General features: G+C 59.2%; 16 protein-coding genes and 1 pseudogene. 6 read left to right on the top strand and 11 right to left on the bottom strand.

All coding sequences use genetic code 11. The annotated features are described in order from the left end of the window. Positions 1 to 45: 45 nt before the first annotated feature. Positions 46 to 1,359, bottom strand: coding sequence for a CmpA/NrtA family ABC transporter substrate-binding protein (locus CO671_RS19415; protein ID WP_097607266.1), 1,314 nt, complete (start codon positions 1,357 to 1,359; stop codon positions 46 to 48). A 625-nt stretch (positions 1,360 to 1,984) separates the two neighbouring features. Between CO671_RS19415 and CO671_RS19410 the strand changes: the two are divergent. Then, positions 1,985 to 2,634: pseudogene (locus tag CO671_RS19410) on the top strand (alpha/beta fold hydrolase). Between the two features lie 100 nt (positions 2,635 to 2,734). Next, positions 2,735 to 4,501: an EAL domain-containing protein gene (locus CO671_RS19405; protein ID WP_097607265.1), complete on the top strand. Its 1,767-nt coding sequence runs from the start codon at positions 2,735 to 2,737 to the stop codon at positions 4,499 to 4,501. A gap of 70 nt (positions 4,502 to 4,571) precedes the next feature. On the opposite strand, the gene CO671_RS19400 is transcribed toward CO671_RS19405, so the two are convergent. The 9 genes from CO671_RS19400 to CO671_RS19360 form a co-directional block, all read right to left on the bottom strand. After that, the gene (locus CO671_RS19400) at positions 4,572 to 6,227 is read right to left on the bottom strand and encodes a thiamine pyrophosphate-dependent enzyme (RefSeq protein WP_097607264.1); all 1,656 of its coding nucleotides are present in this window, start codon (positions 6,225 to 6,227) and stop codon (positions 4,572 to 4,574) included. 38 nt (positions 6,228 to 6,265) lie between these two features. Next, positions 6,266 to 7,090, bottom strand: a complete 825-nt coding sequence (locus CO671_RS19395) for an MBL fold metallo-hydrolase (RefSeq protein ID WP_097607263.1) — start codon at positions 7,088 to 7,090, stop codon at positions 6,266 to 6,268. A 114-nt stretch (positions 7,091 to 7,204) separates the two neighbouring features. Beyond that, entirely contained in the window at positions 7,205 to 8,233 is a 1,029-nt protein-coding gene (locus CO671_RS19390) for a TIM barrel protein (protein ID WP_170965011.1), read from the bottom strand. A 128-nt stretch (positions 8,234 to 8,361) separates the two neighbouring features. Beyond that, positions 8,362 to 9,300, bottom strand: coding sequence for a myo-inosose-2 dehydratase (gene iolE, locus CO671_RS19385; protein ID WP_097607262.1), 939 nt, complete (start codon positions 9,298 to 9,300; stop codon positions 8,362 to 8,364). Between the two features lie 39 nt (positions 9,301 to 9,339). After that, positions 9,340 to 9,828 (bottom strand): hypothetical protein, encoded by a 489-nt coding sequence (locus CO671_RS19380; RefSeq protein WP_097607261.1) that lies wholly within the window; start codon positions 9,826 to 9,828, stop codon positions 9,340 to 9,342. Beyond that, positions 9,825 to 10,940: a ferritin-like protein gene (locus CO671_RS19375; protein ID WP_097607260.1), complete on the bottom strand. Its 1,116-nt coding sequence runs from the start codon at positions 10,938 to 10,940 to the stop codon at positions 9,825 to 9,827. The genes CO671_RS19380 and CO671_RS19375 overlap by 4 nt, the downstream gene beginning before the upstream one ends. A gap of 87 nt (positions 10,941 to 11,027) precedes the next feature. Beyond that, a complete protein-coding gene (locus tag CO671_RS19370; RefSeq protein WP_097607259.1) occupies positions 11,028 to 12,899 on the bottom strand; it encodes a GMC family oxidoreductase in 1,872 nt (623 codons plus the stop codon). A 94-nt stretch (positions 12,900 to 12,993) separates the two neighbouring features. Beyond that, positions 12,994 to 14,424: a glycoside hydrolase family 15 protein gene (locus tag CO671_RS19365; RefSeq protein WP_097607258.1), complete on the bottom strand. Its 1,431-nt coding sequence runs from the start codon at positions 14,422 to 14,424 to the stop codon at positions 12,994 to 12,996. A 262-nt stretch (positions 14,425 to 14,686) separates the two neighbouring features. After that, positions 14,687 to 15,031, bottom strand: coding sequence for a helix-turn-helix domain-containing protein (locus CO671_RS19360; RefSeq protein ID WP_020919472.1), 345 nt, complete (start codon positions 15,029 to 15,031; stop codon positions 14,687 to 14,689). A gap of 182 nt (positions 15,032 to 15,213) precedes the next feature. Between CO671_RS19360 and CO671_RS19355 the strand changes: the two genes are divergently transcribed. Together CO671_RS19355 and CO671_RS19350 are read left to right on the top strand one after the other, a co-directional pair. Beyond that, positions 15,214 to 15,852: an acyl-homoserine-lactone synthase gene (locus CO671_RS19355; protein WP_010033377.1), complete on the top strand. Its 639-nt coding sequence runs from the start codon at positions 15,214 to 15,216 to the stop codon at positions 15,850 to 15,852. 162 nt (positions 15,853 to 16,014) lie between these two features. Continuing rightward, a complete protein-coding gene (locus tag CO671_RS19350) occupies positions 16,015 to 16,740 on the top strand; it encodes a LuxR family transcriptional regulator (RefSeq protein WP_010033374.1) in 726 nt (241 codons plus the stop codon). Between the two features lie 16 nt (positions 16,741 to 16,756). Here the strand turns inward: CO671_RS19350 and CO671_RS19345 are convergent, their stop codons facing one another. Then, on the bottom strand, positions 16,757 to 17,221 hold the full coding sequence (locus CO671_RS19345) for an Lrp/AsnC family transcriptional regulator (RefSeq protein WP_010033371.1): 465 nt from the start codon (positions 17,219 to 17,221) through the stop codon (positions 16,757 to 16,759). Between the two features lie 125 nt (positions 17,222 to 17,346). Here CO671_RS19345 and alr point away from each other — a divergent pair, with 125 nt between their 5' ends. Together alr and CO671_RS19335 are read left to right on the top strand one after the other, a co-directional pair. Next, positions 17,347 to 18,480: an alanine racemase gene (gene alr, locus CO671_RS19340; protein ID WP_097607257.1), complete on the top strand. Its 1,134-nt coding sequence runs from the start codon at positions 17,347 to 17,349 to the stop codon at positions 18,478 to 18,480. A gap of 30 nt (positions 18,481 to 18,510) precedes the next feature. Continuing rightward, a complete protein-coding gene (locus CO671_RS19335; RefSeq protein ID WP_097607256.1) occupies positions 18,511 to 19,767 on the top strand; it encodes a D-amino acid dehydrogenase in 1,257 nt (418 codons plus the stop codon). Positions 19,768 to 19,836: the final 69 nt, after the last annotated feature.

The following is a 19,836-nucleotide window of genomic DNA, read 5'->3' as shown; positions in this document are numbered from 1 at the left end:
TCACGGGAATGGAAGGCCGGCGCGCCGCGCGCGCCGGAGGCGGGATCAGGAGACGGCCTTGATCGAAAGGCTGTCGAGATAGGCGGAGGGATTTTCAGGATCGAAGACTTTGCCGTCGAAGAAGGTCTCCGTGCCGCGCGACGAGGAGGCGGGAATGTCGGCCGCGGCGACGCCCAGATCCTTGGCGGCCTCGCGCCAGATGTCCTCGCGGTTCACCTGGTTGACCAGCGCCTTGATGTCGGTTGTACCAGGCAGATTTCCCCAGCGGACATTTTCCGTCATGAACCAGGTGTCGTGGCTCTTGAACGGATAGGAGGCGCCATCCTTCCAGAATTTCATATAGAGGTCGGTAGCCTTGGCCTCGCGGCCGTTGCCGTAGTTGATGTCGCCCTTGAGGCGGCCGAGCACGTCCTTGGTCGGAACGTTGAACCATTGGCGCTTGCCGAGGATCTCCGCCATCTCGGCCTTGTTCTCCATGCTTTCGCACCATTGCTGCGCCTCCATGACGGCCATCAGCAGGGCCTTGGCGGCATTGGGGTTCTTCTCGATCCACTCGGCGCGCAGGCCGAGCGCCTTTTCGGGATGGCCCTTCCAGAGTTCGCCGGTGGTCGCGGCGGTGAAGCCGATGCCCTGGTTGACGAGCTGCTCGTTCCACGGCTCGCCCACACAGAAGACGTCCATATTGCCGACCTTCATGTTGGCCACCATCTGCGGCGGCGGCACGACGATGGTCGAAACATCCTTGTTCGGATCGATGCCGCCGGCGGCGAGCCAGTAACGGATCCAGAGGTCGTGGGTGCCGCCCGGGAAGGTCATGGCGGCCTTGATCTCCTTGCCTTCCGCCTTCTTTTTCTCGAAGGCGGCCTTCAGCTTGGAAGCATCGAGCTGCACGCCGGTCTCGGCATATTCCTTGGCGACGGAGATGCCCTGGCTGTCGAGATTGAGCCGGGCAAGGATCGCCATCGGCACCGGCTTGTTGTTCTGCGTCACCTTGCCGGTCTGCATCAGGTAGGGAAGCGGCGAGAGAATGTGGGCGCCATCGATGCCGTTGGCCGCGCCACCGAGCACCAGATTGTCGCGGGTGGCACCCCAGGAGGCCTGCTTGGCGACATCCGTTTCCGGTAGGCCGTGTTTGTCGAAAAAGCCTTTCTCCTTGGCGATGATCAGAGGCGCGGAATCGGTGAGGGCGATGAAGCCGAGCTTGACGCCTTTCACTTCAGGGCCCGCTCCGGCTGCGAAGGCGCCGGAGGGAAAGGCGGTCTTGACGGCGCCGATGAGGGCGGCCGCGGCCGTCGTCTTCAGCATGCCGCGGCGGGTGATGCCGGTTGTCGAAATCCCAGTCGTCGAAATCTTTTTCATCTGCAGGTTCCCCTCTGCTTGGTGAATTCGGACGCAAAAAAACGCCGCCGGCATTTGCGTTCGGGATGGGAGATCCCGGACGGCAAAAACCTTGCGACGTCGGTGTCGAAGTCGGCGCCTATGCCGCGCCCATCTGCCCCAATCGCCGTTGACCGGGGCGTTTAGGAACCTGCAACTGGCATGCCAATTCTAACGAGGGTCAGTAACGGCATGAAACAAAACAAAAAAGTCGGAAATTTCAGACGTGATTATTTATTGTGCATGTCTAAAATGTGGTGATGATTTGTGCGATTGCGAATGTGGATGCATTCTTGACGCGCCATATTTGTGCAGCGCACATACGCAGCCACGTACATTTGGCCTTCCCCTTCGGAGGCTCACGCGCGCATTCATCCGCCGAAAGCGACAGCATCCAGTGGGGCCGTTGCATTCAAACGCTCTCGGTCTGAGGAGTTGCGATGCAGGGCAAGCCTGAACGCGCCCGCCGCAGCAATGTCCGCTCCTGGCAGAGTCGGTGCCAAAGACCTGTCGAAGCAGTTCGGTCGAGGAGGCTGCACGGTTGCACTTGCCGGACTTATCAGCAAAATCGACGCTTGATCGGTAGCGGCTGTTTTGCGGACACATGATGAACGACACGGTTATCCTTTTTCATGGTATTGCCCGTACGAAGAAGAGCATGGAGAAGCTCGCCGGGTTCCTGTCCGGCCACGGCTACCGCGTCGTGAATGTCGCCTACCCCTCCACCAAATTTTCGATCGAGGAGCTCGTCGGTTTCATCCGCCGGAGATAGAAGGGGCTTCGGCGGACGCGGGCGAGGGCCGTGTCCATTTTCTCGGCTATTCGATGGGTGGGCTGATCATTCGTGCTCTTCTCAAGGATTATCGCCCTCACAATCTGGGAAGGGTGGTCATGGTCGGAACACCGAACAACGGCAGTCAGGTTGCCGACTTCCTCAGGGACTGGCCCTTGTACCGCAAGCTCTATGGACCGGCCGGGCAGCAGCTGGTTACGGATCAAACCGCAATGATCGATCTCTTCGGTGTGGTGGATTACGAACTTGGCATCATCGCGGGAAATCGGACGATTGATCCGGTTTCTTCCCTTATCATTGGTCTTGGGGTCCCGAATGACGGAAAGGTTTCGGTCGACAGCACGCGTCTCGACGGCGCGACCGCCCATATCGTATTGCCGGCAAATCATACGTTTTTCCCGGTGAATAAAACAATGTGGCGCCAAGCCCTCTCGTTTTTCAGAGATGGGCGGTTTCTGAGCTGACACGGAGGCCCTGCTCCGGTTCCGACGTCAGTCACGGCGATTTGCGACGGTCGGATTGCCGCCGGCGGCTGCTCTCGATTAGCACTCTTTAAAATATTCAATGCGACATTCGGGCGAACGAAATAGCGAGATCGCCTTGAGCAGCAAACGATCCAGAACAAATGTCGAGCTTGAGAACCTGCTTCGTCAGCTTGGACTGGCTCTTGAAGCGTCCGGGATCGGGATCTGGCAGCACAACATCGCAAAAAACCAGACGCGATGGGATGAACAGCTCAAATTGATCTATGGCGTTCCGAAAGCGCCGCTCGATGTCATCTGGCTCGACAGTATCCACCCGGACGACCTCGTGCCGACCAATGAAATCTTTCTCCGCGCGATCGAAACCAAATCGGATTATGCATCCGAGTTTCGCATTATTCGGCCGGATGGAGCGACCCGCTATCTGCGTTCGCGTGCTCGTTATTTCGTCGACGCGGCCGGCGACCCGTGCTTTGTCGGCGCCGAATGGGATGTGACGGACGATGTGCTTCTCAACAAGGAGCTGGAGAGGAGCCGGGCGGAGGCGCGGTTCGCGGCCGATCACGATCACCTCACCGGCCTGTTGAATCGGCGCAGCTTCGATTTCGCTCTGTCCGAATTTGCCAGGCAGGAGAGCATCAAGGTTGCGCTTCTTCATATAGACGTCGACCATTTCAAGGAGATCAATGACCGCTTCGGACATGCGGTCGGCGACCTCGTTCTCTGTCACGTCAGCAAAATTCTGCTGGAGGCCATTTCCGCTGGTGACGTCGCGGCACGGCTCGGCGGCGACGAGTTCGCTGTCGTCATCACCGAGGACGAATGTGACAAGACGATTGCGGTGCTCGATCATATTCAGAGACGTCTGGAGAGCCCGCTTCCTGTCGGCGATCAGACGCTGATCGTGCGGTGTTCGATTGGCGTTGCGAGCGCCATGAGCGCCGATTTCGCCAGGCTGCTCTCCCAATCCGATCTGGCGCTGTACCATGCCAAACGCAACGGTCGGAATCGGGCCGAGATTTTTTCCGACGAAATGGCTTCGACGCTGGCGAATGAAAGGCAGCTCGCCCAGGATCTGCGGGCCGGACTGGCGCTCGGTCAGATCCGCCCATTCTACCAGGTGCAGGTCGACGCCAAATCTTTCCGGGTGAACGGTGTCGAAGCTCTGGCGCGGTGGCATCATCCCACCCGAGGAATCCTCGCCCCGGCGCATTTCCTGTCCATCGCCTCGTCGAATGGTTTGGTCGCAGAGCTTGACGATGTCGTTCTGAAGGCTGTTCTGTCGGACATGAAATCCTCCGCTTCCCCGCTGGAGGGCATCCGGGTGTCCGTCAATCTGTCCGCCGATCGTCTCGACGATCCGGAGCTGACGGCGAAGCTCGACGGCTATGACATCCCGCCCGGCCGGTTGAGCTTCGAGCTGATCGAGACGATATTCCTGGACAGCCTGAGTGACCAGGTGCGGCAGAACATCCAGGCGATCAAGTCTTTCGGTATCGACATCGAAATCGACGATCTCGGGTCCGGGCATGCTTCCTTGCTGGGTTTGCTCGAGCTGCGGCCGGATCGTGTCAAGATCGATCGCCAGCTTGTGACGCCGATCCTGCAATCGGTGCCCAGCCGCCGGCTGGTCGGCTCATTGGTCGACATAGCGCGGGCGCTGGATATGGAGGTGATCGCCGAAGGCGTGGAAACCCTCGAGCATGCCAACGTGCTTGCCGCTCTCGGCGTCCACACCCTCCAGGGTTATGCGTTCGGACGACCGCAGTCGTTTGCCGACCTGTCGGCGCGTCTGGAGCAGGAGATATTCGATTGCGAGCGGGCCGAAGTTGTTGGGGCCGGTCGATAACGTCGAAGCGATCAAGCGACGGCAGTTCAATGCCTGCCGGCCGAATGGACAACCTATTGGACGCTCACATCTAGCTTGCTTTCCAGTTCGCATTATTGGGGATTGACCGCTGAGGCACGACGACCTGGATGATGGACGGACTGTTCAGGTTTTCTTTGGCGCCATTTATGGCGTCCTGCAGTTCGCCATAGGTATCCACTTTCCAGCCCTGGCAGCCAAAGACCTCTGCCAACTTGCTGTAATTCCATCGGTGCAGGATGCATGAATTGTAGAACGGCTTGTTACCATGGAAAACCGATGCGTCGGCAAGCCATTGCTCCACGCCATAGATGCCGTTGTCCATCACGAAGATGATCGGGTTGAGATTGAAACGGGTTTGTGTCGAGAGGCATTGAGCGGTCATCTGAAACCCGCCATCCCCGGCAAAGACCAGCAGCCTCTGGTTAGCTTGCTTCGCCAGCGAAACCCCGGTCGCGGCCGGGCCGATATAACCGATCGCCGAATAAGATGACTGGACGATGAAACCGCGGCGAGCCCCCACTTCAAGAAGCAGGCTGCCGAAATAATTCAAACTGGCGTCGGCACCAACGATGGTATTGCCGTGGATCTGCTGCTGAATGAAATCGTAGAAGCCCTGATAGGTAATTTCGTCTGCCGGATTCACCACCGGCGCTTGCCGGGTCGTTTTCGCCGGAACAGTTTGGGCTTTGCATGTCAGCCTTTTGTCAATCAAGCCGTTGACGAGATCCGCCAGCGAAACCTGGGCGTTGAAGATCGTGCCGTATTTCACCGTATCCCAGGAGGCGAATGCGGTCTTGGCGAGATCGATAGGCCAGCCCAAATCGTTGATATCGGTCAACCAGACGCCCAGCGCCAATACGAAGTCGGAGTCTTCGACCAACGACTGGACATAAGGTGACGACGATTTGCCGTCAAACACGCCGGCAAATTGGACATCGTCTTCCGACAGGATGGCCTTGCTCAAAAGCTCGGTCACGTAGGGGATTTTGAGGTCCCGAATGAGCCGCTCCGCCTGGTCGTGAAGGCCAAACCGGTCGATCTCGACGCCGATCCAGAGCAGAGGTTTGGCGGCATTCTGCAATCGTTCGCTGATTTGCGCGATCGACTGATTGAGACTGTCCTCGTCGGATATATCAGGCGCCGCCTTTAATGCATTCGACGGACGCGTGCATTGCAGGTCGACCATATCCTCCAGCAACTCGATATAAACAGGACGTCTTTCCGTGATGCACTGCGTCAGCGCATAATCTATGAGCATTGGCGCAAGATGAGGGCTGTCGATGCGGACGGCAGCGGCGGTTATGTATTCGAACACCTGACGATCCGTTTCCCGTCCGCTGATGAAGTGATGCGAACTGTAGCCGGTTTGTTCGAATGTGAGCGTTTTCTGGATGCTTGGCGTACCGTTGATCAGAACGACCGGCACCTTCTCGACATAAGATCCGGCGATCGCATTTGTTGCGCAAAGCGAGCCTGCGGAATAGGTGACGCACAGCGCGCCAATTCCCTTCACTCTCGCATAGCCGTCGGCCGCATAACCGGCATTCAGTTCATTCACCTCTTCGATGACCTGAATACCGCTTTTTTCGACATAGCTGTTCACCCATTCGATCGAATAATCGCCCGCCACGGAAAACAGGTGCCCCAGGCCCAGTTCGCGAAGTCTGTCGACCAGATATTGCCCAACCGTGTATGTATCGCCCATGTTCCAACGGCTCCCCTGTTGACGAGAATTGACGAATCTTAGAACTCGCTCGCGTTATCGAATAAGCGCGGTATGTATATGTCGAATATTCCGGGGCATTTTCGTTCGGGAAATCTTTCCAGCAGGAAGCGCGTGAAAGCATCATTGGTGAGTCCGTTGCCTGCGGCCTCCATGGCGACGGACAAATACTCTATATTTTTGGCAACCTCGTTTTTGTCAGCGGGAAAGCCGTGACCGGGAAGGAACAGGTCATAGTCGGACAGCAGCATGCCCTGCAAAATCCCGATCCAATGCTCCATGTATTTCGTCAGATAAAGGTGCGTTCCGCTGTAGATCAGGTCTTGCGCAATAAAAACGCCCACATCAGGAAGACCTATGGTGAGGAGAAAATCGATCTCCGTATCAACGACTTCCTCAAATACGTATTTGACTCCGTCGATGATCTCGTGGCCGGCGCGGACGGTATGTTCGGGAATGACCAAGCTGGTCGGAGCGAGGTTGCCCAGTTTCCAATGGTCATTCAGGGAATCCTGCCCATGCTGCCTCAGGAACTCCTTTGTTTCCGACAATGCATGAATCGGAATGTCGCTGAATGCGGCTCCCAGGCCGAACCAATGGTCGGGGTGCCTGTGCGACAGGTAAATCCGGTCGATCTTCTTGCCGAGACTGTCGGCATAGGCCCTGAATTGCAGCGCATAGGGAACGAGGAATTGCCCATCGACAAGAACAAGCTTGTTCCTGCTTTCGATGATGTGCGTTGCATTGGCGATATTGTCATCCGTGAAAGCTGAAATGAACGTATGAATACGGACATCGCCTGCTCGCCTGACGATTTTAATGGGTTCCGGCAATTGCGTCACCATCGGTATCTCCCTGTTTAAAGGTCGTTTGCTGAGGTTTGACGTTCACCTGGGGATGGCGGAGATATGGTTCCCCAGCATTCCCGGGCTGTTTCCAACATGTGCGCCGGAGCGCCATCACGGATGAGATCGACGGCCGTGGGACGCGATCTCTTCCTCCAATGTCCTCAGGGCGGCGAGCGCAACGTCGTAGGCGCTGTCGACATCAGCCTCCGGCGCATCCTCGCCGGGCCGCCAGAAGCGTCTGCGCGTCATTCTCATCGAGCTCTCGAAAGGGGGAATCGCGTTGAAGACTTCGACGAGATAAGGGCCGGAATAGACCGGCTCGATTTCGTCCAGCATGATCTCCCAGGGAATCCAGCTATCTCTAACAGCGCCCCGGTCCGGCGCTGAGATATGAACGTAATTCAGCCGGCTTTGCTGTACTGCCCGGGCGACATTTTTCCTGAAGATTGCCGGCCCCTGGCTTTCCATCACGACCTGGGCTGTATCGATCGTGACGCCACAGACCGGAATGTCGGCGCTTTCGAGAAAATCCAGCGCTTCCGAGACCATGGTCGGCCCGGGCGTTTCCCAATTCTTGACGGGTTCGATGGCGAGCTTCACCCGCTTCTCGGCAGAATATTGCGCCAATTCCCGGAAGATGGAAGCCGCCGCCGCGTATCGTGGCTTCATCCAATCCTGAAGCGCGTCGCTCCATATCCCTTCACCGTCATCCGTCAACGGAAAGATGCCATAGGGGTAGAGGAACGGCCCCGACATGATCGTATTCTCCCCGCCCAGCACCGAGGTGATGTCGACGCGGGATTTGAGATAGGACAGAGCCTGCTTGCGCTGTTCCTCGTAGGGCGAGGTCGGATCGAAGGTCCGCGTGGTCCCCACATTGGTTGTGAACTTCACATCCCGGAAGCCGGCCTGATCGAAGGCTCGTCTGAGGCTGATATAGCTTTCGACCTCAGCATGATGACCGACATGGGCCGATCCTGGGGCGATATGCACATCGAAGCCGGTGTAGCCAATCTCGGTAAGAGCTTTCAGATGTCTGACGAGAACCTGGGTATAGGCCGCGTCATTCGGCCTCAAGTCCGCTGTAAACATAAAGAAGCTGAAATATATATCTCGCCTGCGTGCCTCTTCCATCTTCATCACTCCAGCTGTGGCTATCCAGGAATGCGTGGTTCAGGATGATGTCTCGCCCGGCATTGTGATGAGGCGAGATCCGTCCCCGCCTCCTTCACATTGCCATCGGGCTGAAACAAACGGTCCGCGCCGGGCTACCATCCAAGCAGCTTGCGCAGATATTCGCGGCCCATTTTTGCGTATTGCAGCGGATTGGCCTTGGCCGGGTCCTGCTCTGCCTCGATGCAGATCCAGCCGGCGAAATCCGCCTCGGCCAACGCATCGAGGATTTCCGGAAAGGTCTCTATGGAGCCGTCGCCCGGCACGGTGAAGATCCCCGCCTCGATCCCTTGCTGGAAGGACAATTCTCCGGTGTGAATCTTCGTAACCACCTCGGCGCGAATGTCTTTCAGGTGAACATGCTTGATGCGGTGGGCGTATTTTCTCGCCAGCGCCAGCGGATCGACACCGGCGGCCGCCTGGTGCGCGGTATCGAGAAGCATGTTGACCAGGCGAGGATCCGTCTCGTCCATGAGCCGGTGGATCGCTTCCGTCTTCATCACCCCGGTTCCGAGATGCGGGTGATAGCAGAGCCGGCGGTTGCGGGCCCTGGCTTTCTCTCCGGCCGCATGCAGGCCTTCGATCAGCTGTTTCCACTGGTCCTCGGAGAATTCGGGGCAATTGGGAAACAGGGCGACCGGAAGCGGATTGACCGCCCCGCCAAACTCGGCGACGACAAGATCGGCCCTGCGCGGATCGTCGCTGCCGCCTTCCATGGCTTCGAGGAAGTCGAGCTGAGCATCGACGTCTTCAAGCGTATGACGATTCATCGCCTTGATGGTGAAGTAGGTGCTCACCCAAGGCTCGGAAATCCGCAAGCCCCTGAGTTCGAGGACAGGGCGCAAGATTTTCGGATCCGTCGGATATTTATGGCCGACGCCGCACCCGACATAGCCGGCGAGCGCCATTTCACTCAGAGCCTGCTCATAGGGGATGCCGATGTCGATGTTGATGAAATCGTCATTCCACCAGAGCGTGGGGATGACACCGAGCCAGACCTTGTCGGGCGTCAGTCGATGCAGATGTGTCGTCATGGCAATGATCCAGTTCTGTGAAGACAAACGGAAGCGGCGTCAGGTCAGGTTGTGGAATCGAGAGCCGGAGAAAGCCGGAATTTTCGGCGGAGAGGCCCAGGAGCCGAAACCAGGCCCCTTGGCGCCTGCAGGGTGGGCTCCGATCGCCTTCCAGAGCAGACCCTCGATATAGGCGTCGGGAGAAACGACGAAGGTGGTATTCGCAGGCCTGGGGCCAAAGCGCTCCGTCCAGGCGGTGGGCAACTCGAACCAGGTGCCGGAATACCAGAGCTTGATTAGCGCGCGGGCCACGTCTCCCAGCAATTCATTGCCGAGAATGGTCGTGCGCACGGCGTGGATACGGGCCTCACTTTCCGGCGGTGGCAGGGCGGTGAAAGCGGCCAGCAGCGCGTCGGTGATCTCGCTGCCGACCACCGTGTCGAGCGTCGCGAGATAGCGTTCTGCCAGGCCGGTTCCCAGAAGATCGAAGTAGGAGAAGGCCGTCAATTCGACGGAAAGACCCAGAAATGGCTCGAAACGGCTGCTCATGCGTTCACCTCCGCCTGCCGGGTGATGACTGGCTGTTTGATGCCGCCGGGGATCTCATAGGTGGGGCTGCCGTTCTTACCGGGATGCCCCGGTAGCGGATTGCGGATGAGTTCGAGGATCATGTTGCGGAATTCGAACATCATCGGAACGGCTTCCAGCAGCAGGTTTGGCTGGCCGTTATAGGCACGCGTCAAAAGCTGGAGAAATTCGCCATAGCGTGTGTTGAAGGCGATCGCCGCCTCACGCAGTTCCGAACCTTCGAGTATATCTTTTACTTTCAGGTTCTCTTTTATGGGATAGGCGCCCTCCCAATCGACCTGCAAGTGCGGACCTGTGGGCTGGCCGGGCTGGTCGCCCTTCTGGTAGTAGCGGCCTTTGACCAGCTCCTCGAAACGATAGTAATGGGCCAGTTCGTGGTCGTCGTCGTAGATACCGCCGCCGTCGCCCTCGCCCTGTTCGATGATGAGCTCGATGGCTTCCTGGGCGCTTTTCAGATCGGTCACGGGAAACAGTTCGCCGCCGCCGGAGTAATAATATTCCGAGGTGATCTGGCGCGACCTGTCGCCGGTAAAGATGGTTGTGCCCGCCCCATGCGCTTCGGCTTCCAGATATTTGATGCCTTCCGCAATGGCCGAGTAAAACTCGCCGATACTGTAGAAATGGAGGTCCTCATGCCTCGGATGGCTGGCAAGCGCGGTGATATCGGCGGGAGTTTTGCGGTACATCAGGCCCTTGCCGACGAGATGTTCAGGACGCTGGGCCGGCCGCTCGATTTTCAGGAAAGTCGCCAGCGCCTCACGGCCGAATGCCTGGATGCCGACCTTGAAATCGGTCTCGCCGTCCGGCAGGGCGGCCGGATAGCTGGCTACGAAATCCGGCCTGACAAGATCCGGCTTGCCGCCGATGGCATTGAGAATATTGGCCGCGATCGTCAGATGCAGCATTTCTTCCACGACGATCACGCGCAGAATCTGGGTCGCATCCTGGTTGACGCCGGGCTTGATCGAGTAAAGCGCCGTCAGATACGGCGGAATCGTCGCATGTTCGAGCTGCATCGCCCGGTAGAGAAACTCTTTCAGCTCATCGAGCGTCTTGATACTGTAGGAATCCATGCTCATGCTCCATGAAAGATAAGTTGGGTGCACCGGCCGGCTTCGTGTCGCATCGGTTCCTTCCGCGCAGCGGATGCCGGTCTTCGTTCAATGCAGAGACTTCAGAATGTCGCGACCGCTTCGGAAGCACATGGCGGCCAGCGTCAAGGTGACATTGGCCGTGCCGATCGTCGGCATGCTGCCGCCGCCCACGAGATAGAGGTTTTCGTGGTCCCAGCTGCGCTGGTTCTTGTCCACGACGGAATTGGTCTTCGTCGTTCCCATGATATGGGTGCCGGCGAGATGATTGCCGCCGCGGATCGCATAGCCATGTCCCTCATAGGCCACATAGCCGAAATCGCTGGGGTCGTAGCGGGTATGGTCCTGCGCGCCCAGGCGGGTAAAGACGGTGCGCGCAAACTGGCGGCCATAGGCGGCGCCCTTCATGGTATATTCCGGAACCGTGAAGGACAGGATGGGCCGCATGTTGCCCAGAGCATCGGTATATTGCGGATCCACCGTAATGCGGTTGCTGTCGACGGGCATGACCTCGATCATGAACGCCAGCAGCAACTGCCGCGAAATCTGGTCGACCATGCCGCGCCGAAGATCCGCGCCGTAGAGGTTGCGATCATCCACCAGTTCCAGAAGGTCGGAGGTCGGCGCACCCGTGGCCCAACCCCAGCCGTCGTTATGGATATCGATGGCGAAGGCGGCCTGCTTTTCCCGGAAGGGGCCGTCCCGCAGGTCGACGATACCGCCCGTCGAGCTGGTCCCGCGCATCGTGCCGCAGATCTCAGGCATCAGCGCCCAGTTCAGCAGATAGGCGTGGTCCATCAGATTGCGTCCGACAAGACCGCTGGTGCTGCGCAGGCCGGAGGCCAGCATAAGACGCGCGGTTTCGATGGCGCCTGCCGCAAGCACGAAAACCTTGCCCTTGACGGTGATGGTCTCGTGAGCCGGTGAGGCCGGGTCCTTGTAAATCTTGACCTCGAGAGAGCGGACTTTCCCGCTATCCGGATCGACGTTGACCTTCGATGCGACCGCCTGCGGCAGCAGTTCGACAAGCCGCTCGCCGCTTTTCCCGTTTGCCGCGAACGCCTTGGCAAGCGTTTTGCCGGAGTGGTAGCGCGCTTGCACGGGACAGAGCGGTACGCAGTTGGTGTTGCCCTGGCACCGGCCGCCCTCTTCGACCTGATGCGTATCAACGGCGCCGATTGGACGGTAGCCCTTCCCACCGTCATAGGCCGGGTTGGGTATGCTGTTACGACCCTGCGGATAAGGCCTGACCTTCAGGGGATAGGTCTTGTCGTAAAGTTCGACACTGGTGCCTTCGATGCCCTTGTTGACCTGCTGATCCAGATAGGAAAGCGGCAGGCCGTGCATGGGAAAGACATAGTCGTCCGGGAAGGTCTGCCCGAGATATTGCTGATCTTCGACATTCGCCGATACGCCGATTTCCCGCTCGGCCAGGCGGTAATCCTCCTCGACTTCCTCAAAGCTCAGCGGCCAGTCCAGCCCGTGGCCGAAAATGGTGCGCGTCTTGAAATCGGAGCGAAGCAGGCGGGGCGTTTTCGCCTCCCAGTGCATGGTCGTTCCGCCGAAAATACGGGTATATACCGTATCACTGACATAAGGGCCGGATTGAACGATATAGGTCGAGCTATCGGTTTCCCCCGCCTGCAGCTTGCGAAGCTGCGGACTGCGGGGAATGGCCGCGTTCGCATTCAGCGGAAAGGGCGACTGGTTGTCCTTGGAGGCTGCCGAATAGAAAGTCGTCAGCAGATTGTTATAGCCTGCCAGAGTGACATTGGAACCGGTTCCGGCTTCAAGGATAAGGACACGTTTGCCCGCTTCCGCAGCCTGCTTGGCAATGATTGCTCCGGAAATGCCGCTGCCGACGATCACGATATCGTAATCGCCAGACTCTGCGACGGTCTTGGCATCGGCTCTTATCGCCGATTCGAGGGGAAAAAGCACTTTGGTCCTCCATTAATCCGGGAAGCTGCACCAGCTTTGCGAACCATGCCGTTCTGGACTCGATCGAGATTTCAGGCCCTGCGGCCTTCAATCGTCATGATTTCGGGCCGCGAGAGTTTCGGGGTTTGGACTTGGCGGCCGGGGCGGCGGCGCGGGCTCTGACTGCCGAGAGAAAGGAGGCATAGCTCCAGGTCAGATTCCGGACGCTTTTCTCGTAGCCAACGGTTCCATCGAACTGTTCGCTCAGCTCATAGTGATCGCTGTGATAGACGATGGCGCGCAGCATGGCGTCGGACGAAGCCCGCAAGACAGCCGACGCGTCGGCGGCGCTGCTGGATGCGCCAAGTCCCAGTTCCGCGAAGAAGGATTCGGAGAACTGATCGAGGGGGATAGCGCCGCTGGAATCGATGGCATTGGCAAGCCGATATTGAAACTCGGCGAAGTTGGCGGTGCACAGAGCCCAGGGATGCCCGCCGGCAACCGGCGCCGCCACATCGCCATCGTAATGGTCGCCTGGATAGCGCCCGAAGAGTGGTCCGAGCCCGTTGGCCGCGTCGGCGCCATTGACCGGGTAATAGTTCGAAGACGAAGGATCGGCCCACTGGCGCCGCAGGATGGCCGCCGTTGCCAGAAGCTTGGTATCGGTCGGCTCGATGCCGCCATAGCAGACCGAAGAGACGATATCGATGTTCGCGTCGTAACCGGCTTGCTCCGCCGCGGCATCCAGAATGCTCACATAGAGCTGCCCGTTCCAGTGGCTGGCCAGCTGGCTTTCCAGCCAGGAGATGGCATCGGCCACCCCGGCAGGCACGGCAATGCCGATCGTGTTTGTGGAAATTTCCCGGAAAAAGCGCAGCTGTACCGCTCTTGCGAAAAACGAATAGCCCTCATATTCCTCCCAGAGATTTGTGGTCTTGTTCTGGTAAACTTCGAGAAGATAAGAGAGGTTGGTCTGGACCAGTTGTTTGGCGATCGTCTGCGTGGCGCCATCCAGCTGATCGAACAGGGTCAGGATCGCAATCGACTGAATGGCCGGCCCGTCATTCTGCTCCGACCACGGACGAACCTCGCCGGTGATGGTGAAGCAGGCGTGGCCAAGTGTGACGGTCGCGGAATTCTTCGCATTCGCCTGGCAGAGCGCGGCGAAGTTCACGTAGTCGACAAGGCTCGGCAAAACTCCGCCCGGAACAGGCAGCAAGCCGGCAAGCGCGATCTCGATGGCCGTAATCGCCCCGTCGCGGACCCAGTTGAAAACATAGTCCTGGTCGACACCAGGCGTGTTCGCTGGATAGGAGGGTGCGGCGATGACGCAGCCGGGGGCAGAGAAGACGCCGGGCGATGTGGGATCCTCGATGACATAGCCATCGCTGGTGATGTTGCGCATCATCAGAAGAGAAAAATAGCGCGACAAAGCGACCAGATCGGTCTGCGCGAAGGCAGGCCTCGGTTTGACTGTCGGCGCATTGGCGCCGATATGGGCCGGGTTCGCACCCGTCATTGACTGACTCCACAGCGCAACTGTCATCGACTGACTCCAAAATCGGTTGAGACTTGCCGGGACCAGATCGAGAAAATATTCCGGACCCGGATGGGAGAAATATTGCGGCCGAATGGGCGTTGAGAGTGAACACAAGGTCTCTGCGGCGAGGGGCAGGGTGGCTGGCCGCCCGCCGCCCCGCCCTCGCCGCCGCTGAACCTTTAACTAGAAAGATCGTCGAGGATCTGCTTTTTATCAACCTAAACGTGTTGATCTCAGGTCAAAAAATCCCGGAGAATTGCGCTTGGCGTTACGGGTGCTCCGGCGGGATGGATTCGACCAGCCCGACGAGATTGGAGCGTGTTGCCGCAGACCGGTTGCGCAACGCCAGTACCATTTGCAATTCCGTGGCGGAGATCGCGCTGTTCCTATGCCAGTCCATCGTGCCGCGCCCGAGCAGCAGCCAGTCGAGGGAGACATCCAGCAGGTCGGCGAGCGCGCAGGCGCTTTCCAGCGAGGTATGACCGCCATTCTGCCAGCGTGAGACGGCGGCGACGGACACGTCCAGTTCGGCCGCCAGGGCGTGAACTTTCCGGAACTTGCCGCGGGATATCGCCTCTCGAATACGTCTGCCGCGTGCCATGTCGTGGGTCATCAACAATCCTCCCCGTTGTTGCGTTAAAATTGGCAATTACCAAGAGCTTTCGATCGACGAACATCAGAAACTTCTTATGGAAGGGGACGGCAAAGCCAAGCACCGGTCAACCTGGTGAAATATCCAGATTGCGCCCGCTCGGCCTCCTGTTGTGAAACGTCAGAACATCAGGAGGGACGGATATGTTGCGGATACTCACCAAAGACATGCTCGAGACCGATCGACGTGCTTTCGATGAAATGTTTCGGGCTCGTGCCGCCGTTTTTCGCGATCGGCTGGGATGGCAGGTCGATGTCCGGGATCAATGGGAGAGGGACCGATACGACGAGGCCGAAGATCCCGTTTATCTCGTCACGCAGCGACCTTCCGGCACGCTGACCGGTTCGTTGCGCCTGCTGCCGACCACGGGAGCGACGATGCTCAAAAGCGAGTTCCGGCATTTCTTCGATCAGCCTATCGACGTCGATAGCCCGACGACCTGGGAATGTACCCGCTTTTGCCTTCATCCGCATGCCGGACACATGGAGCAATCGCGCGCAGTCGCCACGGAGCTGCTCTCAGGGCTTTGCGATCTTGCGCTCGACACCGGTATCGAGAGCATTGTCGGCGTCTATGACGTCGCGATGGTCGCCGTATACCGCAGGATCGGCTGGAGGCCGACGCCGCTTGCCCGATCCCGGCCCGAGATCGGCAAGCTGTATGTCGGACTATGGGATGTGACGGCGGAGAATTGTCGAACACTTCGGGCCAACCTGTCCCGATTTCTGGAGCAAGCCTCTCCCTATCCTGCCGGAGCCCTTGTCGATGGCGGCATGCGGTAAGCGCAGTCACTGTCCCGCCGCCCGGCATGGGATAGGGTCTCGTCGGTCTTTAATCTGTTCTTCACGTCGCGCCATGGTTGCCAAAAAATATGCTGTTCTCGGTAGTCGCGAAATGTTACCATTACGAGCAGTCATGAAATCACGCAACCACGAGTCCATCTCATGCTGAGCAGTTCTCGTTTTTTCTACTGTCTGGACCGGATCTCCGCATCGCCGACATTGCAGGATCTGGAAACGACGCTGGACGAAGTCCGCCACATCTATGCGATATCGCACATGGTTCTGCATGTGACCCGCTCCTCGGGGATGGCGGACAGCAATCCATTGCTGATGCTGACCTACCCGCCCGAGTGGGTGAAGCAATATCGTGACCGGGACTACTTCAGTATCGATCCCGTCGTGCGTCTCGGCCGGCGCGGCTTCCTGCCCGTGGAATGGTCCGCATCAAAATGGGATTCAGGCCGAGCCTATGGCTTCTTCAAGGAGGCGATGGCCTTCGGTGTCGGCCGGCAAGGCGTTACCCTGCCGGTGCGGGGACCTCAGGGGGAGCGATCGCTGTTTACCGTGACCTCCAATCATCCCGACGCCTACTGGCGGCAGTTCCGCATGGACAGCATGCGCGACCTCCAGTTTCTCGCCCACCATCTCCATGACAGGGTCATGGTGCTGTCGGGCATGAGGGAGATTGCGGATTTTCCGCAATTGTCGCGCCGTGAACTGCAATGTCTTGAAATGACGGCCAGCGGCCTAATGGCAAAGCAGATCTGTGCCCGCCTGTCCATTTCGGTGAGTGCGGTGCAACTCTATCTCGCCTCGGCACGCCGGAAGCTGACTGTCGCCACGACGAGCGAAGCGGTTGCCAAGGCCACGGCGCTTGAATTGATATGAGCGTGGGGATCGCGGTTCAGCGCCTGCCTCGGGTGCGCGTCGCCAGAACGTTGCGGATCGAGAAGCTGGAATGGATCCTGAGAACGCCGGGCAAGGTCGACAGGATCTCCTTGTGGATCCGTTCGAACTCGCCGGCACTGGCAACCTCGACGCGCAGCAGGTAGTCGGAGCCGCCCGTCATCAAAAAACATTCGCGGATCTCGGGATGCCGGCGGACCGCCGCCTCGAAGCGGTCGAGATGGTCCTCCGTCTGCCGCTCGAGGGTAATGTTGATGATCACGGCGATCATCTCATCGGCATTGCCGGTGTCCACCAGCGCCGTATAGCCACGGATCACGCCTGATTTTTCCATGATCTTGATGCGTCTGAGACAGGCCGACGGCGAAAGGCCGATCTCGGCGGCGAGCTTGGCGTTGCTCATACGCGCGTCAAGACGCAACAGCCTGAGGATATTGCGGTCGACCGTGTCGAGGGCGGGCATGACGGTATCCTTCACATCTTGGCTGATTATGCGAATAATATCCAATACGTGCAATAATCAACGACAAAATCATCGGCAATTTCGCTCATTATTTCATAAGCTGCTGATATCGAGATGGGGTGGACATGGATAGCGATATTTTGGTTTCCCGCGCACGCACCGCGACGATCACGCAGGGAGCCACGGGCTATCTGACGATCGATCTTGCAGCACTCGGCCGCAATTATTCGAAGCTTGCATCGATGCTGGCGCCGGTGCGCGCGGGAGCCGTCGTCAAGGCCGACGCTTATGGCCTCGGTGCCGAACGGGTCGCCCAAACGCTCTATGATCAAGGCTGCAGGCATTTCTTCGTCGCCCAGTTCGTCGAGGCCGTGAGGCTGCGGCCGGCCCTTGCCGAGAGTGCCCAAATATTCGTGCTGAATGGCTTGCAGCCCGGCAATGAGGTCGCCTGCGCCGAAAGCGGCATCGTTCCGGTTCTCAATTCGCTCGCGCAGTGGCGGCAGTGGTCGGCGACCGCGCGCCGGCTGAAGCGCTGCCTTCCGGCCGTTCTGCAATTTGATACCGGCATGTCGCGGCTCGGCTTTCCCGAGGAGGAGCGACCCGAATTGGCCGCGGCCCTTCGCGACGGCGCCAATGTCGAAATCCTGTTCATCATGAGCCACCTGGCCTGCGCCGACGACCTGGAGAGCAGCCAGAACGGCGAACAGTTTGCCGAGATGGCGCGCATTGCCGATGAATTTCCGGGCTTCGACATCTCCTTCGCCAATTCCGGCGGTGTCTTTCTCGGCGATGCCTATCATGGCGTGCTCGCCCGCCCGGGCATCGCCCTTTATGGCGGCGCACCGAACGCCGGCGGCACGAACCCGATGGAACCGGTCGTCAGGCTGGACGTCGCCGTCGTGCAGACGCGCACCGTACCTTCCGGCGCCAAGATCGGTTATGGCGGCGCGCATGTGACGCGCAGCGAAACCCGCCTTGCCACCATCGCCGCCGGCTACGCCGACGGCCTGCCGCGCAGTCTCGGCGACTGCGGCGCCGTTTATCACAAGGGCATCCGTCTGCCGATCGTGGGGCGCGTGTCGATGGACAGCGCGACCGTCGATATCACGGCCTTGCCCGAAGGGGCGCTGAGCCTCGGCAGCCTTGTCGAAGTGCTTGGCCCCAACCAGACGCTTGAAGACGTGGCTGGCGACGCCGGAACGATATCTTACGAAATACTAACCGGTCTGGGCGATCGTTACGACAGGCACTATTGCTGAGAGCCGGCCGGCTTTGTTCTTGAGGAAATCATGAAAGTCATCGTTCTGGGTGCCGGTATCGTCGGCGTCACATCCGCCTATCAGCTGGCCAAATCAGGTCATGAGGTTACCGTCGTCGACCGGCAATCGGGGCCGGCGCTGGAGACGAGCTTTGCCAATGCCGGCGAGGTCTCCTTCGGTTATTGCTCGCCCTGGGCAGCCCCCGGCATTCCTGCCAAGGCCATGAAATGGCTGTTCATGAAACATGCGCCGCTCATCCTGCGCCCGAAATTCGACATGGCCATGCTCGCCTGGATGACGAGGATGCTGTCCAACTGCACCTCCGAGCGTTACGCAATCAACAAGAGCCGCATGCTGCGCCTTGCCGATTACAGCCGCATCGCGCTCGCCGAGCTTCGCACGGAGACCGGCATTGCCTACGACGAACGCATGCAGGGGACCCTTCAGCTGTTCCGCACGCCGCAGCAGCTCGAGGCCTCGGCCAAGGACGTCAAGGCGCTGGCCGCCGACGGCATCCCCTATGAGGTGCTGGACCAGGACGGCTGCATTCGTGTCGAGCCGGCGCTGAGGCACGTGCGCGACAAGATCGTCGGCGGCCTTCTGACGCCGAAGGACGAGACCGGCGACTGTTTCAAATTCACCAATGCGCTGGCCGCCAAAGCCGAGGCGCTCGGCGTCCGCTTCGCCTATGGCACGACGATCAAGGCCCTGGACGTCGAAGCCGGCCGGGTGCGCGGGATCATCACCGATCGCGAGCGCGAACGGATGAGCGCGGACGCGGTGGTGGTTGCGCTCGGCAGCTATTCGCCGCTGCTGCTCAAGCCGTTCGGCATTAGCCTGCCGGTCTATCCGGTCAAGGGCTATTCGCTCACCATCCCGATCACCGACACGTCGCGCGCGCCGGAATCGACCGTCATGGACGAAACCTACAAGATCGCCATCACCCGGCTCGGCGACCGCATCCGCGTCGGCGGCATGGCCGAAATATCAGGCTATACCAACGATCTCGGCCTCGCCCGCCGCGGCACGCTGGAACATTCCGTCACCGATCTCTTTCCCGGCGGCGATGTGTCCAAGGCTTCCTTCTGGTCGGGTCTGCGCCCGATGACTCCGGATGGCACGCCGGTCATCGGTCCGACGAAGATCGTCGGCCTCTTCCTCAATACCGGTCACGGCACGCTCGGCTGGACCATGAGCACCGGCTCGGCAAGGCTGATCAGCGACCTCGTCGGCGCCCGCACGCCTGAGATCGACGCGCGGGATCTTGCGATCAGTCGCTACGCCTGAAATCCAAACGAGAGAACGCAAAAAGAGAAGCGTTTATCTACGGGAATCGATTATTACTCGCAGGAATTC

This window comes from Rhizobium sp. M10, assembly GCF_002531955.1.
Taxonomy (GTDB): Bacteria; Pseudomonadota; Alphaproteobacteria; order Rhizobiales; family Rhizobiaceae; genus Rhizobium; species Rhizobium etli_C.
This window is presented reverse-complemented; position numbering and strand designations above follow the sequence as displayed.

Bases quoted from the DNA above. Each gene is read 5' to 3' on its own strand.
- CO671_RS19415 (WP_097607266.1), bottom strand. From the start codon at position 1,359: ATGAAAAAGATTTCGACGACTGGGATTTCGACAACCGGCATCACCCGC.
- CO671_RS19405 (WP_097607265.1), top strand. From the start codon at position 2,735: ATGCGACATTCGGGCGAACGAAATAGCGAGATCGCCTTGAGCAGCAAA.
- CO671_RS19400 (WP_097607264.1), bottom strand. From the start codon at position 6,227: ATGGGCGATACATACACGGTTGGGCAATATCTGGTCGACAGACTTCGC.
- CO671_RS19395 (WP_097607263.1), bottom strand. From the start codon at position 7,090: ATGGTGACGCAATTGCCGGAACCCATTAAAATCGTCAGGCGAGCAGGC.
- CO671_RS19390 (WP_170965011.1), bottom strand. From the start codon at position 8,233: ATGAAGATGGAAGAGGCACGCAGGCGAGATATATATTTCAGCTTCTTT.
- iolE (WP_097607262.1), bottom strand. From the start codon at position 9,300: ATGACGACACATCTGCATCGACTGACGCCCGACAAGGTCTGGCTCGGT.
- CO671_RS19380 (WP_097607261.1), bottom strand. From the start codon at position 9,828: ATGAGCAGCCGTTTCGAGCCATTTCTGGGTCTTTCCGTCGAATTGACG.
- CO671_RS19375 (WP_097607260.1), bottom strand. From the start codon at position 10,940: ATGGATTCCTACAGTATCAAGACGCTCGATGAGCTGAAAGAGTTTCTC.
- CO671_RS19365 (WP_097607258.1), bottom strand. From the start codon at position 14,424: ATGACAGTTGCGCTGTGGAGTCAGTCAATGACGGGTGCGAACCCGGCC.
- CO671_RS19360 (WP_020919472.1), bottom strand. From the start codon at position 15,031: ATGACCCACGACATGGCACGCGGCAGACGTATTCGAGAGGCGATATCC.
- CO671_RS19355 (WP_010033377.1), top strand. From the start codon at position 15,214: ATGTTGCGGATACTCACCAAAGACATGCTCGAGACCGATCGACGTGCT.
- CO671_RS19350 (WP_010033374.1), top strand. From the start codon at position 16,015: ATGCTGAGCAGTTCTCGTTTTTTCTACTGTCTGGACCGGATCTCCGCA.
- CO671_RS19345 (WP_010033371.1), bottom strand. From the start codon at position 17,221: ATGCCCGCCCTCGACACGGTCGACCGCAATATCCTCAGGCTGTTGCGT.
- alr (WP_097607257.1), top strand. From the start codon at position 17,347: ATGGATAGCGATATTTTGGTTTCCCGCGCACGCACCGCGACGATCACG.
- CO671_RS19335 (WP_097607256.1), top strand. From the start codon at position 18,511: ATGAAAGTCATCGTTCTGGGTGCCGGTATCGTCGGCGTCACATCCGCC.